12 protein-coding genes, 1 pseudogene and 1 riboswitch are annotated in these 14,473 nt (G+C 58.6%); of the genes and pseudogenes, 2 read left to right on the top strand and 11 right to left on the bottom strand.

Annotated features, from left to right (window positions below; all coding sequences use genetic code 11):
- Window positions 1–155 precede the first annotated feature (155 nt).
- The 6 genes from secA to ACKXF7_RS14615 form a co-directional block, all read right to left on the bottom strand.
- Entirely contained in the window at window positions 156–2,996 is a 2,841-nt protein-coding gene (gene secA, locus ACKXF7_RS14640; protein WP_423741712.1) for a preprotein translocase subunit SecA, read from the bottom strand.
- Between the two features lie 445 nt (window positions 2,997–3,441).
- Window positions 3,442–4,092: an HAD family hydrolase gene (locus tag ACKXF7_RS14635; RefSeq protein WP_423741711.1), complete on the bottom strand. Its 651-nt coding sequence runs from the start codon at window positions 4,090–4,092 to the stop codon at window positions 3,442–3,444.
- A 65-nt stretch (window positions 4,093–4,157) separates the two neighbouring features.
- A complete protein-coding gene (locus tag ACKXF7_RS14630; protein WP_249238362.1) occupies window positions 4,158–4,685 on the bottom strand; it encodes a QueT transporter family protein in 528 nt (175 codons plus the stop codon).
- Window positions 4,686–4,694: 9 nt separating this feature from the next.
- A riboswitch (PreQ1-III riboswitch) is annotated at window positions 4,695–4,795 on the bottom strand.
- 328 nt (window positions 4,796–5,123) lie between these two features.
- The gene (locus tag ACKXF7_RS14625) at window positions 5,124–6,014 is read right to left on the bottom strand and encodes a DegV family protein (RefSeq protein ID WP_423741710.1); all 891 of its coding nucleotides are present in this window, start codon (window positions 6,012–6,014) and stop codon (window positions 5,124–5,126) included.
- The gene (locus tag ACKXF7_RS14620; RefSeq protein WP_249238364.1) at window positions 6,005–6,511 is read right to left on the bottom strand and encodes a tRNA (cytidine(34)-2'-O)-methyltransferase; all 507 of its coding nucleotides are present in this window, start codon (window positions 6,509–6,511) and stop codon (window positions 6,005–6,007) included. Before ACKXF7_RS14620 ends, ACKXF7_RS14625 begins: the two co-directional genes overlap by 10 nt.
- A gap of 12 nt (window positions 6,512–6,523) precedes the next feature.
- Window positions 6,524–7,360 carry a bifunctional hydroxymethylpyrimidine kinase/phosphomethylpyrimidine kinase gene (locus tag ACKXF7_RS14615; protein WP_423741709.1) on the bottom strand — a complete coding sequence of 279 codons (837 nt, stop codon included), beginning with the start codon at window positions 7,358–7,360 and terminating at the stop codon, window positions 6,524–6,526.
- A 186-nt stretch (window positions 7,361–7,546) separates the two neighbouring features.
- Between ACKXF7_RS14615 and ACKXF7_RS14610 the strand changes: the two genes are divergently transcribed.
- A complete protein-coding gene (locus ACKXF7_RS14610) occupies window positions 7,547–7,753 on the top strand; it encodes a hypothetical protein (protein WP_339395585.1) in 207 nt (68 codons plus the stop codon).
- A gap of 51 nt (window positions 7,754–7,804) precedes the next feature.
- On the opposite strand, the gene ACKXF7_RS14605 is transcribed toward ACKXF7_RS14610, so the two are convergent.
- The 5 genes and pseudogenes from ACKXF7_RS14605 to ACKXF7_RS14585 form a co-directional block, all read right to left on the bottom strand.
- A complete protein-coding gene (locus ACKXF7_RS14605; RefSeq protein WP_423741708.1) occupies window positions 7,805–8,278 on the bottom strand; it encodes a pilin in 474 nt (157 codons plus the stop codon).
- 265 nt (window positions 8,279–8,543) lie between these two features.
- Window positions 8,544–10,098 (bottom strand): annotated as a pseudogene (locus ACKXF7_RS14600) (4Fe-4S dicluster domain-containing protein).
- A gap of 250 nt (window positions 10,099–10,348) precedes the next feature.
- Window positions 10,349–11,644: a tRNA (N(6)-L-threonylcarbamoyladenosine(37)-C(2))-methylthiotransferase MtaB gene (mtaB, locus tag ACKXF7_RS14595; RefSeq protein WP_249238369.1), complete on the bottom strand. Its 1,296-nt coding sequence runs from the start codon at window positions 11,642–11,644 to the stop codon at window positions 10,349–10,351.
- Window positions 11,645–11,800: 156 nt separating this feature from the next.
- Window positions 11,801–12,187, bottom strand: coding sequence for a twin-arginine translocation signal domain-containing protein (locus ACKXF7_RS14590; protein ID WP_423741707.1), 387 nt, complete (start codon window positions 12,185–12,187; stop codon window positions 11,801–11,803).
- 437 nt (window positions 12,188–12,624) lie between these two features.
- Window positions 12,625–12,762 carry a hypothetical protein gene (locus ACKXF7_RS14585; protein WP_339395579.1) on the bottom strand — a complete coding sequence of 46 codons (138 nt, stop codon included), beginning with the start codon at window positions 12,760–12,762 and terminating at the stop codon, window positions 12,625–12,627.
- A 278-nt stretch (window positions 12,763–13,040) separates the two neighbouring features.
- On the opposite strand from ACKXF7_RS14585, the gene ACKXF7_RS14580 reads away from it, so the two are divergent.
- Complete coding sequence (locus ACKXF7_RS14580) at window positions 13,041–14,276, top strand: D-alanyl-D-alanine carboxypeptidase family protein (RefSeq protein ID WP_423741706.1); 1,236 nt, start codon at window positions 13,041–13,043, stop codon at window positions 14,274–14,276.
- Window positions 14,277–14,473: the final 197 nt, after the last annotated feature.

Genomic DNA, 14,473 nt, shown 5'->3' with positions numbered 1-14,473 from the left:
CCTTGGCAAAACCAGAAACTTTATCGGACTGCCAAAGCCTCTCGCTTTGAGAAAAGACTCTCCCCGAATGGGGAGAGATGTCGCAATGGCGACAGAGTGGGGAATGTGGCATCGCGTAAGCGATGACGGAGGGGACGAGGCAGTTTATCTTTTACTTAGTTCTCGTCCGTCGGGGTGCCTTCCGGATGATATTTGGCACAGGTGCACTTTTTCCACTTCAGGCCGCTGCCGCAGGGACAGGGGTCGTTGCGGCCGATCTTGATCACCCGCACAGGCTGGCCGTGGGGTGCACCCTTGGAACCGGGAGCGCCGTTGCCGGGCACAAAGCCTTCGCCGGTGGGCTTTGCCACCTGTTCACGCTTGGGGGCAGCACCGGCCTGACGGATCTCGATGGTCAGCAGCATCTTCACACTGGACTCACGGATGGAATCCACCATCTGGTCGAACATGTCAAACCCTTCGATGCGGTACTCCACAACAGGATCCTTCTGGCCGTAGCCGCGCAGCGCGATGCCCTGACGCAGCTGATCCATGTTGTCGATGTGATCCATCCACATGCGGTCCACGCACTTGAGCAGGCAGATGCGTTCCAGCTCGCGCATGACCGGGGCACCGTAGCGCTGCTCCTTGTCGGCAAGGATCTTCATGCCGCGGTCATACAGCATATCGGCAATGCTCTGACGGGAGATATCCTCAAAGTCGGCCACATCATAGTGCAGGTCGGCGTCGGTGGTCAGCCAGCCCAGATAGTGGCGGCGCAGGGCACCAAAGTCCCAGTCGTCCTTTACATCACCGGCCAGGAACTGGGCGCAGCTGGAATCGATGTTCTCCCGCAGCATCTTGTGCATCTCGGTGCTGATGTCCTCACCGTCCAGCACCTTGCGGCGCTGGCCATAGATGATCTCGCGCTGCTGATTCATCACGTCGTCGTACTTCAGCACGTTCTTGCGGATCTCGAAGTTGCGGCCTTCCAGCTTTTTCTGGGCACTTTCCAGCGTGTTGGTGATCATGCGGTTCTCGATGGGCGTGTCCTCATCGATCTTGAGGGTGTCCATCAGGCTGGAGACGCGGTCGCCGCCGAACAGGCGCATCAGGTCATCTTCCAGGCTCAGATAGAAGCGGGAAGCACCCGGGTCGCCCTGACGGCCGGCACGGCCCCGCAGCTGGTTGTCGATGCGGCGGCTCTCGTGGCGCTCGGTGCCGATGATGAACAAACCGCCTGCAGCACGCACTTCCTCGGCCTCGGCGTCGATCTGGGGCTTGCACTGGGCGTACAGCTCATCAAAGCGCCTGCGGGCCGCAAGGATGTTGGTGTCCTCGGTGTCGCCGTGGCCGTTTGCTTCGGTCAGCAGCATCTCCACCGCTGCCGGGTCGGCGTCCTCGGGCTTTTCGGGATTCAGCAGGTTCTCACAGAAGTGCTCCTTGCGCATCTGGGCCTTGGCCATGAACTCGGCATTGCCGCCCAGCATGATATCGGTACCACGGCCTGCCATGTTGGTGGCGATGGTGATGGCACCCTTTTTACCGGCCTGCGCCACGATTTCGGCCTCGCGCTCGTGGTTCTTGGCGTTCAGTACGTTGAAATTGCGGGTGTACTTCTGCAGCATTTTTGCCAGAGTTTCGCTCTTTTCCACGCTGACCGTACCCACCAGCACGGGCTGGCCCTTCTGGTGGCATTCCAGCACCTGCTGGATAACGGCATTGTATTTGCCGTTGACCGTCTTGTAGATGGCATCCGGATAATCGATGCGCTGACGGGGACGGTTGGTGGGCACCGTGACGATGTTCAGGCCGTAGATCTCGGTGAATTCGGTGGCCTCAGTCTTGGCGGTACCGGTCATGCCGGACAGCTTTTTGTACATGCGGAAGTAGTTCTGGAAGGTGATGGTGGCCAGCGTTTTGCTCTCAGCGGCGATCTTTACGCCCTCCTTGGCCTCGATGGCCTGATGCAGACCCTCGTTGTAGCGGCGGCCGATCATCAGACGGCCGGTGAACTCATCCACGATGATGACCTGACCATCCTTGACCACGTAGTCGATGTCCCGCTGCATCACGCCGTAGGCCTTGATGGCCTGATCGATGTGATGGGCAAGGGTCATGTTCTCGGCGGCGGCAAGGTTCTCGACCTTGAAGTAGGCTTCCGCTTTCTTGATGCCGCTGGCAGTCAGGGTACAGGTCTTGTGCTTTTCGTCCACGACGTAATCACCGTCAGCCTGTTCATCGGTGGACACCTTATCTTCCAGCTCCACCACTACGCTCTTGCGCAGAGTGCGCACAAAGCGGTCCACCTGCGTGTACAGGCTGGAGGAATCCTCGCCGCGGCCGGAAATGATCAGGGGAGTGCGGGCTTCATCGATCAGGATGGAGTCCACCTCATCGACGATGGCGAAGGCGTGGCCGCGCTGCACCATGTTGGCCTTATAGGTCACCATGTTGTCGCGCAGGTAGTCAAAGCCGAATTCGTTGTTGGTGCCGTAGGTGATGTCGGCGGCGTAGGCGGCGCGGCGTGCATCGCCGTCCATGCCCTGTGCGATCAGGCCGACGCTCAGACCCAGCCAGCGATAGAGCTTGCCCATCCACTCGCTGTCGCGCTTGGCAAGGTAATCGTTGACGGTGACAACATGCACGCCCTCGCCGGTGAGGGCATTCAGGTAGGCGGGCAGGGTGGCCACAAGGGTCTTGCCTTCACCGGTCTGCATTTCGGAAATATCGCCGCGGTGCAGGGCGATGCCGCCGATGATCTGCACGGGGAAGTGCTTCATGCCCAGCACGCGCCATGCGGCTTCGCGGCAGACGGCAAATGCATCGGGCAGGATATCGTCGGTGGTCTTGCCGTCGGCCAGCTGCTGTTTGAAAGCGGCTGTCTGGGCCTGTAGCTCAGCATCGGACAGGGCGGCATATTTGCCTTCCAATGCAAGCACCTGCTTGGCAATGGGGTTGATCTTTTTCAGCTCCCGGTCGGAGAAGCTGCCAAAGAGTTTTTCAACAAGGGACATTGGTAACACCTCATAGATCAAATTCGGGAAAAGGCTTCCCGGAGATAGACATAACAATACTACTATATGATACACCAAAGCGGCAGACGCGTCAAACCTGCAAGGTTATTTTAGCCGGTTTTTGAATGAATTTTCTGTAAATTTGCGCTGACAGGGGGCATAAATGGGAAAAGATATGTGGTGGAGGCGAACAGCCTCGCCCTCTCCGTCTGCTCCCGCTGGTCGCATCCACCTCCCCCAAAGTGGGAGGCCTTGGCAATCCACGCAAAGTTTCCGGTTTCGCCAGAGGCTCCCCCTTTGAGGAAAGACTTCCCCCGGTTCGGGGGAAGATGTCGCGCAGCGACAAAAAGGGGAATCTGGCGAGCGAATGCGAGACTGAGAGGGCGAGCCAGCTAAAACAAAAACCACCTCTGATTTTTGCAAATCAGAAGTGGTCAGATGTACATTATAAGGTTTCCAGCAGCTGCGGCAGCTGGGCCAGATCGTCGATGACGTGGGGGCATACCGCTTCCAGCCGTTTGCGGGACTGATGCCCGCCGGTGTAGAGCACACACCCTGTGCCCAGTGCAGCGGCAACCTCGGCGTCGTGCTGCGTATCGCCGACCATTACGCAGGCGACAGGGTCGATGCCGCTTTGGGCAAGCCAGTTCCGGCCCACCTGCACCTTGCTGACGCCATAGATGTCTGCAAGGCCGAGCAACTCGGTAAAATAGCCCTGCAGGCCCCGCGCGGCCACCTGCTCGATCAGGTAGTCCCGGCGGGAGGCAGACAGCACGCTCTGCCGCCAGCCCCGGCGCGAAAGCTCGGCCAGCGTCTCGGCAGCGTGTGCAGAGGGGGGACAGGCATCCACGCCTGCGTTGTAGTGCGCCATAAAGCATTCGGCCAGCTCCGGGTAGGGATGTCTGGCAAAGTCGAAGCCGGCGCGGATGTAGTATTCCTCAATGGGGAAACCGAAAATTTCCCGGTAGGCGGCAAGATCGTACCGCTGCGGATAGCCGTGGGTCTCCAGCATCCAGTTGAGACAGCCGTGGGTGAAGTCCAGATCATCCATCAGGGTGCCGTTCCAGTCCCAGAAGATTATACCGTTTGCCTGCATGGAAACCTCCGATTTTTAAAAAGCCGTTTTCCGCGAACGGATCAGCGCGTTGCGAAAACAGCGGCTTATTCTGCTGCAAAGAGCTCGTTCAGGGCCTTGCTGCTCTCGATGATCTTCACCAGCAGCACACCCAGAACGGTGCAGCTGATGAGCTCGCCGATGCCCACGGAGATGCCGTTGGTGATGCAGGCCAGCCAGATGGGAGCGCTGGAGGTGGGGTCCGGGAACATGACGGCGATCTCAATGCCGATGATCACCGCATTGAACAGCACCGGCGGCAGGGAAGCCGCCACAGCCAGACCCTTGAAGCGGATGTTCCGCAGCTTGTAGGTGACAAGGCAGGCCAGCAGAGTGGCAAGGGTGCCAAAGATGACATCCACGATGGTGGAGCCCAGCAGGTTTGCCAAAAAGCAGCCCAGCACCACACCGGCAATGTACTCGGCACCGAACACCGGCAGCAGGCAGAGCGCCTCAGCCACACGTACCTGTACCGCACCATAGGAGAGCGGCTGCAGGGCCATGCAGAGCACAACATAAATGGCTGCGACCACGCCGCAGCGCACCAGTTTACGGATGGAAGGATTCTGATTCATGATATAATACTCCAGCGGGATGATTTTGACCGCACAGGGCCGCCAGCCCCTGTGGGTTTGGCCCGGCATGGTTCGAGACACACCGGGGAGCCTAAAATCCTAAGTTGCTCTGAAAGGATGCTGCGCAAAAAACACAGCAGAAGGCAGTATAGCATAAAATCAGACGGAATGCAATGGGAAGAGGACGATTGAAAACGCCCTCCGCATTGCTTTGGGCATATTCAGCGGAAAGAAATTTTTTATTTGCAGTTTCGAAACTGCCTTTTCACGGGAAAGGCCGCAACGGTGAACAGGCGCTGAAAACTGCCGATTGCCTTTGCGACCCCTGCTGTGAAAATGGGGTTCAGGAAAGTCCGCAGACTTTCCTGAACCCCAAAATTTTAAATGATGATTCCTCTGAATGTGGCCGGAGCGCAGCGGCGGCCATTTCAGATGGTTTTACCCTCTGGGATGTCCGGTATACACCAGAGCCACCGTGTCGGGGCCGGTGTTGGCGGAAACGACGCCGCCCAGCTCAAACACCAGCAGCGGCGGTTTGCCAAAGGCCCTGCGGCAGGCCTTTTCCAGATCTGCTGCCTGCGGGATGTTCGTGTGACCGATCATATAATCAAAGTCCTCTACGCCCTCGCAGCGCTGCTTGCACAGCTCCACCATGGCGGGCACCACCTTGTCATCGCCGCGCACCTTGGCTTCCACCCTGGTCTTGCCGTCAATCAGCGTAATGATGGGACGAATGCCCATCAGCTCGCCCATGACGGCGGCAGCGGCAGAGATGCGTCCGCTCTTTTTCATCTGCTTCAGGCTGTAGGGGCCCAGAACGATCTCCATGCAGTCCATCTGGGTCTCGAACTCATGGATCACATGGCTGATCTCTGCGCCGTTCTTCAGCTTGCGGGCCATTTCGCACAGATACCAGCCGAACACCATGGAATAGGTGTGGGGGTCCAGCAGATGGATCTTCAAGTGGTGCTCCGGGCGCTCTTCCCGCAGCATCCCCTGCGCCATGAGTGCGTTGTTATAGGTGGAAGAGCCGGATTTGTTGATGGGAACATGGATGACGTCGGTATAGCCCTCATCCACGTACTGGCAGTATTTTTCACAGAACTGGATGGGGGTGATGGCAGCAGTGGAGGGCACGCCCTTGGCGGCACGCATCTTATCATAGAATTCGGTGTTGGTGCAGCTCTCACGCTCGATATAATCCACATCATCCAGCAGGATGTGGAAGCTCATGATGTCAATGCCGTATTTTTCGGCCATCTCCTGCGGGATATCGCAGGAGGAATCGGTCAGGATCGCGATCTTGCTCATAATTTCCCTCATTTCCATTGGTAATCTCGTAAATGTCCGTGGTCCAGAAGCTCCGGAAAGTCCCACTGGCGCAGCACCTCGTATACGCCCACAGCCACGCTGTTGGAAAGGTTCAGGCTGCGGCAGGTGTCCCGCATGGGCATCCGGATACAATGCTCCTGATTGGCCGCAAGCAGTGCTTCCGGCAGGCCGGCGTCCTCGCGCCCGAACACGAGATAGCTGCCGTCCGGGTAGCTCACATCGGTGTAGCGCTGGGGTGCCTTGGTGGTAAAATAGTAATAGGGGCCGCTGTTTTTGGCAAAGAACTCGTCCAGACTGTCATAATAGCTGATGTCGAGGTAGTGCCAGTAGTCCAGCCCCGCATGCTTGAGCTTTTTGTCATCGATGGCAAAGCCCATGGGGCCCACCAGATGCAGGCGGCAGGCTGTGCAGGCACAGGTGCGGGCCACGTTGCCGGTGTTCTGCGGGATGCGCGGCTCCACAAGAACGATGTTCAGAGTCGGTTTTTCGTTCATGGGTCGGTCTCCTTATTCGGTCACGGACACAGGGCACAGGCGCGGCAGCAGCGGCTCGAACCAGACGCCCAAGCGGGTATCCTGTGCGGCGGGAGTGCTCTGGATGGAAAGTGCCACGAACTCGGCGGCGTTGTCGGCGGCGGCACTCAGGGCGTTGCCCTGCAGCAGCGAGCCGATGAGCACGGCACCGTACAGATCGCCGGTGCCGGGAAAGCTGCGGCTGATGTGCAGCTTTTTGACCAGAAAGCGGTCTCTGCCGCTGCCTGCGCAGCCGATGTACTTGCCCAGCGGCAGACCGGTGACAACAGCCCCCGGGGCCAGAGTGGTCAGCTCGTCGGCCAGAGCCTGTGCGGCCTCGTCGGTGAGCGGCTCGGTGCACGGCTCACGCTGCAAAAGCAGCTGCGCCTCGGTGTAGTTGGGCAGGATCAGGTCTGCGGACTGGCACAGCGCGCGGATGCGGTCGATGAGGGCAGGGGTGACGGTGGAATAGGCCTTGCCGTTGTCGCCCATCACCGGGTCCACCACCTTTTTGGCAGCGGGCCAGTACGCAAATGCTTTTTCAGCCAACGCTACCTGTGCCTCGCCGCCCAGATAGCCGGTATAGATGCAGTCAAACTCCACACCCAGAGCGTGATAATGCTCCAGCGCCTGCTGGCCGTAGGCAGAGCCGTCCAGCCGTGCAGGGGTGCCCAGACCGCCCGTGTGGGTGGAAAGCACTACCGTGGGCAGGGCCACCGGCTGCACGCCCATGACCGACAGCACCGGCAGGATGACCGCCAGACTGCAGCGGCCCATGCCGGAAAGATCGTGGATGCAGAGAACTTTTTTGGGTTCAACAGGGTGTATCAAATAAGGGGACCTCCTTGCCAGTATGCAGTACGGGCTGCGGCCGGTTTGGGCCGGGCACACAGACCCATAATAAATTTCACGACACAGTATACCACAAATTTCTGCATAAAAAAAGCGGATACCAGATACTTTATTGGAAATAATAACGCCGGAGACCGGATCTTTTCACCGAAAGGAGCTTTGAAGATGAGACACGAAACGAACAGTTCTTCCGGGATGCTGCTGGGGATGGCGGCCGGCGCGGCACTGGGTGCCGTGGGCGTGATGGCTGCCACCCAGAACCAGCGCCAGCTGCGCCGCACCACCCGCAAGGTGGTGAAGGGCGCGGAAAACGCCGTTTTGCAGCTGGACAAAATGGTGGGGGACTTTGTGGAAAAGCACATGGAAGGGTAAAAAACAAAGAACGGCGTTCCGGACGGGACGCCGTTCCTTGCTTTGAAAAGCTCATTTGTTCCAGATGCACATGCGGGCTGAGGTGTTGATCTCGCCCAGAACGCTCAGATCCATCTGGATGTTGCAGGTCACGGTAAGGGACTTGTTGACATCGTCACCGGTCAGCACCGAGGCGGGCAGGTTCTTGATGGTGAGCACGCCGGTGCCCTTGGACACCTCGCCGGTCACAGCGCCGGTGTAGTTCACATCGCCGATGGTCAGGCCGGTCATGTAACCGGTGACGCCCATCTTGCTCACCTGCCGGATGGGCAGGGTGAGGGTATAGGTGCCGTTGGACTGGCGGGTAAGGCTGGCATCGCGGTCCGTGTCGATGCCGGAGTTGGCCATGGATTCCTTATCGGATCTTTCCTTCCAGAATTTAACGCCCACATTCAGGGTAGCAGCAGCGCTGGCACCAAAGGTGAACATGCACAGCAGCAGTACCGAAAGCAGGGCGGTGCTTACGCGTTGACAGGTCTTAGTCATGGATATCTGCCTTTCTTTGCCGCAAAGGCGGCCTTGTCCGGCACACAAAATACCGGAACTTTCAATGCTAAAATAGCATGCGCGTGTAAAAATGTCAATCTGCTTCGTGAACCTTTCACAAAAACGTTGCACATCGGAAACAAAAAACAGGCGTTTTTGATCTGCTGGTTCCTATGCCGCAGGCAGCCCGGTCTTTTACCGGGAAAACACAACACCGGACAGCCCGCAGGCCGTCCGGCGTTGAAAACGGAAAAACTAGTTCGGCTTAGACCTCAAAGTTGGGGTCGTCCTTCAGCACATGGATGTTGGTCATAAAGGCGCTCTGCTCCGGGTCAGTGAAGGGAGCTTCCTTGACGTACTTGTTCAGCTGGATGGCCGTGCGTGCGGGGTCGGCAATGGTGCCTGCGCCGCCGATGCAGCCGCCCGGGCAGCCCATGCCTTCCAGCAGGTAGCCGTTGTACTTGCCGGCCTTTGCCAGCATCAGCAGCTTCTTGCACTCGGCCAGACCCTGTGCGGATGCGATCTTTACATCCATATCCGGGTGCCATTCCTTGATCTTATCGGCAACGGCCTTTGCCACGCCGCCGGACTGTGCAAAGCCGCGGCCTGCAGCGGAAGCGTGGATCAGAATCCTGCTCGTTGGGATCGACTTCCAGATTTGCCACATCGATGTCCTTTGCCTCAATGATGCCGGCCAGCTCCTCAAAGGTGAGCACGAAGTCCACATCCGAGCGGACGGTGCGGCGGGAAGCTTCCAGCTTCTTGGCGGCGCAGGGTCCGATGAAGCACATACGGGCTTCGGGGTCGGCCTTCTTCATCATGCGTGCGGTGAACACCATGGGAGTCATGGTCATGGAGATGTTCTTGGCCAGATCCGGGAATGCGGTCTTTGCCATCATGCTCCATGCCGGGCAGCAGGAAGTAGCCATGAAGTTCAGCTTTTCGGGCACTTCCTCCAGGAAGTCGTGGGCCTCGTCCACGGTGCACAGGTCGGCACCGATGGCAACCTCCACCACATCGCAGAAGCCGACGGCCTTCAGGGCAGCCTTGAGCTTGCCGGTGGAAGCCAGCCCCGGGAACTGGTTGATGAAGGCGGGAGCCACCAGTGCATAGATGCGGTCGCCGCGGTTGAAGCCCTGGATCAGCTGATAGATCTGGCCCTTGTCCGCAATGGCGCCGAAGGGGCAGTTGACCAGACACTGGCCGCAGGAAACGCACTTGCTGTAATCAATCTCGGCACGGCCCAGCTCATCGGAGTGGATGGCACCCATGCCGCAGGCAGCGGCGCAGGGACGCTCGGTCTTGACGATGGCGTTGTAGGGGCACACGCCGACGCAGCGGCCGCACTTGATGCACTTGTCCTGATCGATGGTGGAACGGCCGCTCTCCCATGTGATGGCCTTCTTGGGGCACACTTCCATACAGGGGTGGGCAAGGCAGCCCTGACACAGGTCGGAGACCTTGACCAGCTTTTCCGGGCAGCGGTTGCAGGCAAACTTGATCACGTTCACCAGCGGGGGATCGTAATACTTATCGGCGATGGATGCATCCTCCAGACCGGAGACGACGCTGTTGTGCTCGTCCATGCGGCGGGTGGGCAGACCCATGGCCAGACGCACACGCTCCTCAACGATGGCGCGCTCCAGGAAGATGTCCTTGCGCAGCTTGCCTTCCTCACCGGGGATGATGGTGTAGGGGATCTTGCGCATCAGGTGGTTGGCCTGCTCGCCCTTGACGTTGGCATAAGCCATGCGTGCCACCTCGGTGAACACCTGACGGCGGATCTGGATGACCGTGGTATTGATTCCTCTGAAACTCATTCCAATTCTCTCCTTGCTTTGCTAAAAACAAACGGGCTGCACCCGGCTGCCGGCAGCGTTCTGCCGCGCAGGGCGGGCGTGTTACAGGGCACATTGGTAACGCACTGCTGCAAACAGCACTGTGCCCGGGATGGTTCACTTTCATTTTAGCATAAAGCGTGCCGTATGAAAAGGGATAAAACGCAAAATTTGTTAAAAATTTGTTGTATTCGTCCTCGTGTACAGAATCAACAATTTTAATAGCGTAAACTCAGCAAAGTGCTGCACGGACGCGCTCGCCGTCGTATTCGCCCAAGCGTACATGCACGATCTCGCCGCTGACATGGCCGGGGGCGGACACCACCACCGGGATGTACAGCCGGGTGTAGCCGGTGAACAGGGTGCCGGAGAGGGGAGTCTCCAGCAGCACATCGTCCTCGGTGCCCACATGGGCGGCCAGCACCTCGCGGCGCACCTCCTCGGCGATGCCGTTCATCACGCGGCTGCGCTCCTGCTTTTCCCGCTCGTGCACCTGCTCCGGGAAATCGTAGGCCGGGGTGCCGCTGCGGCGGGAGTAGGGGAACACATGCACCTTGAGAAAGCCGATCTTTTTCAAAAATTCGCAGCTCTCCTCAAAGTCGGCCTGCGTCTCGCCGGGGAAGCCGCAGATGCAGTCGGTGGTAAAGCTGACCGGGCGCGCACCGTAGGCGGCGCGGATCTGGTCCACCACCTGTGCATACTGTTCGGCGGTGTACACACGGCGCATCCGGCGCAGGGTGGCAGTGCAGCCGCTCTGCAGGCTCAGGTGGAACTGCGGGCAGAGCTTTTCCACGGCGGCAAGGCGGGTGATGAACTCCGGCGTGAGCATATCCGGGTCCAGACTGCCCAGACGGATGCGCTGGATGCCCTCCACCTGAGCGCAGTGCTCCACCAGCTCCACAAGGTTGGTGCCGGTATCCAGACCGTAGCTGGGCAGGGAGATGGCGCTGAGCACCACCTCGCGGTAGCCGGAAGCGGCCAGCTGGCGCAGCTCGGCAAGGATGCTGGCTTCGCTGCGGCTGCGCACCGGGCCGCGGGCCCGGGGGATGACGCAGTAGGCACACTGGCGGTTGCAGCCGTCCTCTACCTTGATAAAGGCGCGGGTGTGGGTCTCGAACCGCTCCACGGGCAGCTCCTCAAACTTTTCGCCGCGCTGGTGGGGTGTGATGGCAACGATGCGCTCGTGGCCGTCCAGCAGCTTTTGCACATTGTCCAGAATGGCCTTGCGGTCGCCGTTGCCGCACACAAGGTCGGCCTCGGTGAACTGGGCGGCTTCCTCCGGGAAGGCCTGCGGGTAGCAGCCGGTGAGCACCGTGACTGCACCGGGGTTCTCGCGCTTTTTGCGGCGCAGCCACTTGCGGCTTTTCTGGTCGCCGAAGTTGGTCACGGTGCAGCTGTTCACGATGAACACATCGGCCGGTTCACCTTCCTGCGCGATGGTGAAGCCGTTGGCGCGGAACAGCTGTTCCAGTGCGCCGGTCTCGTTCAGGTTGACCTTGCAGCCAAGGGTATAAAAACAAACTCGCATGAGAGGGTATCCTTTCGACTAAAAACGGGGTGATGCTTGCAATACTCTTTATTATATATCACAGCGGCCATGCAGTGCAAGAGCGGATGTGCGCAGGCGGGGCAAAACAAAAAGAGACGGGCAGATGCCCGTCTCTCGTGGGATGACGTGGGAAAATTACTTCTTCTTCTCGGTCTTCTTGATCAGAGTGACCTCGAGGTAGTAGTGGTCGAACTTGCCGTCCTTGAGCTTCTGGGTCATCTTGACTTCCTTGACCTCAACATCGGTATACTTGAGACCGGTGATCAGGTTGTTGAAATACTCCTTTTCTTTCTTCATGTCGCGGTTGTGGAGATCGGAGTGGCCCAGAACGGAAGTAGCAGCATTGTTCTTGTTCAGAGCTGCGACGGCATCGGCGGTGACCTTTTCGGTGTCGCCAACAACATACTCAACGGGAGTGGTGAGGAAATTGTTGTTGCCGCAGCCGGTGAACATGGAAGCACCTGCAACAGCAACAGCGGACAGACCTGCGACCTTCAGGAAAGAACGACGAGACAGAATCATGGTAGTATCCTCCTAATAATTTAAAATGATTTCACAAATTGAAGCAATACAGCCCGGAGTGGGCTATTCCATCTTTAGTGTAGCGTTTCTGGTAAAAATAGTCAAGCGTTTTTGCGTAAGACGACCGAAGTTAAGCACAAACAAAAAGAGACAGGCCGCAAAGCCTGGCTCTCGGATGCAAATGTGTGGGGAGGCAAAAGTCAAGCCTTTTTGGGAAAAATGCAAAAGAAACGCATGGAAATACAAAGCGTGATCGTATGCACTGTGCCCGGAAAAGAAAACAGAACACACCCTACCTGTCAGAAAGGCAGCTGTTCCCTTGACAAAAGAATAAAAAATCACTATACTACAAATAGAAAAGGCGCTGTCCGCAATGGTCAGCTCCTTGCCCGTTCAGTCAAAAAGATTGACCGCTTGAGCTTGGACACTTGAGGCGGTCAATCTTTTTTGTTATCATCGTGTTTCTTCTGGTAAAACTTGTCCACGACCTCAACGGTCAGACGGATCACGTCCACGATCAATCCCAGAAAACTGAAAATGACCATGAAGAGCGTGAGAGTCTCCATCAGATTCATCCGACATCCCTCCCTTCGCCTTCGAGGCTCCGGGAAGTTTCTCCAAAAAAGTTCCACTCCCGGAACCTCTGCTTCATTCTGACTAAGTAGAAGAATCAGCGATAACGGGCAGGAAGCATGACCACCGTCTATGCAGACAGTGCCTTAACGCCGCCCTTGTGGGCGGCGTTTTCAGCTTATCATACTTTTCGCTAAAGCGCAACATTTTCGGCGGCTTCTAAAGCGCCCGCTGCCCGCATACTCTCTCACCAAGAGACATTGCGCAGGGAGGGACCGGAATGGAGCGAAAAAACTTGGCGCTTTTGTGCGCGGGGGTGGTGTGCTTCTGGCTGTTTGCGCTGGCCTTTGGCACGGCACAGGGCAGCGGTCTGCGTCGGCAGAGCCCGGCAGTGCAGACGGCGGTGCAGCCGCAGGGGCCGGTGCAGCTTGCCGCAGAGCCGCCTGCGCTGGAACTGCCCTGCCGCGCTGCCTGTCTCATCGACCAGCAGACCGGCACAGTGCTGTACGAAAAGAACGCCGACCAGCAGATGCCCATTGCGTCCATCACCAAGGTGATGACCCTGCTGCTTACCTTTGAAGCAGTGCACAACGGACAGCTGACCATGGACACGCCGGTGCCGGTGAGCGAGCACGCCTACCACATGGGCGGCAGTCAGATCTGGCTGGAGCCCGGTGAGCAGTTCACGCTGGACGAAATGATCAAGGCGATCTGTGTGTCCTCTGCCAACGACGCCGCTGTGGCTGTGGCGGAGCTGGTGGGCGGCAGCGAGCAGGGCTTTGTGCAAAGCATGAACGCCCGCGCCGCAGAGCTGGGCATGACGAACACGGTCTTTCACAATGCCTGCGGGCTGGACACCGAGGGCCACCTTTCCACGGCCCGGGATGTGGCGGTGATGAGCCGGTACATCCTGAACACCTGCCCGGAGGTGCTGCACTACACCGGCATCTGGACCGACACCCTGCGGGGCGGTGCCACCCAGCTGGTGAACACCAACAAGCTGCTGCGGCGGTATAACGGCATCACCGGCCTCAAGACCGGCACCACCAGCGGTGCGGGGGTGTGCATCAGCGCCAGCGCCACCCGGGACGGGCTGGATCTGATCGCGGTGGTGCTGGGCGCACCTTCCAGCTCCGACCGGTTCGACGCAGCCACCACCCTGCTGGACTACGGCTTTGCGGCCTACCGGGCCGTGCCGCTGCCGGCGGTGGAGGACCAGCCGCTGCTTATAAAGGTAAAAGGCAGCGCGGAGGAGAGCGTGCCGCTGGATTACTCTGCCCTGCCCGGGACCTTGCTGATGCCCAAGGAGGGCGGCACTGCCCTGACCGCCCGGGCTGATCTGCCGGATGCGCTGGACGCACCGGTGCAGCAGGGGCAGGCGGTGGGCACGGTGCGTGTCCTGAGCGGGGAAACACTGCTGGGCGAATACGAGAATCCGCGCGGCGGCGGATGCGCCAAAAATGGATTTTGGCACGGCTTTCGGCCTTCTGTGGGACGCGCTGACCGGCCGGGATGACTGAATGTACGCTTCAGCGTACAAAAGTATGCGGCGGCAGGCTGCATGGAACTGTCTGGGTGAACAATTCTGGATGAAGAAACAAAAAAACACTATTAAAATTGTATGAAATCCAAGGATTTTGACCTTGACTTTGCCCGGAGGGAACGGTACACTTATACCAAGATATTTCCTCGCAGGGCTGAGAACCTGCAAAT

The organism is Faecalibacterium sp. 7, from assembly GCF_049562865.1.
In the GTDB taxonomy this organism is placed as follows: Bacteria; Bacillota; Clostridia; order Oscillospirales; family Ruminococcaceae; genus Faecalibacterium; species Faecalibacterium wellingii.
This window is presented reverse-complemented; position numbering and strand designations above follow the sequence as displayed.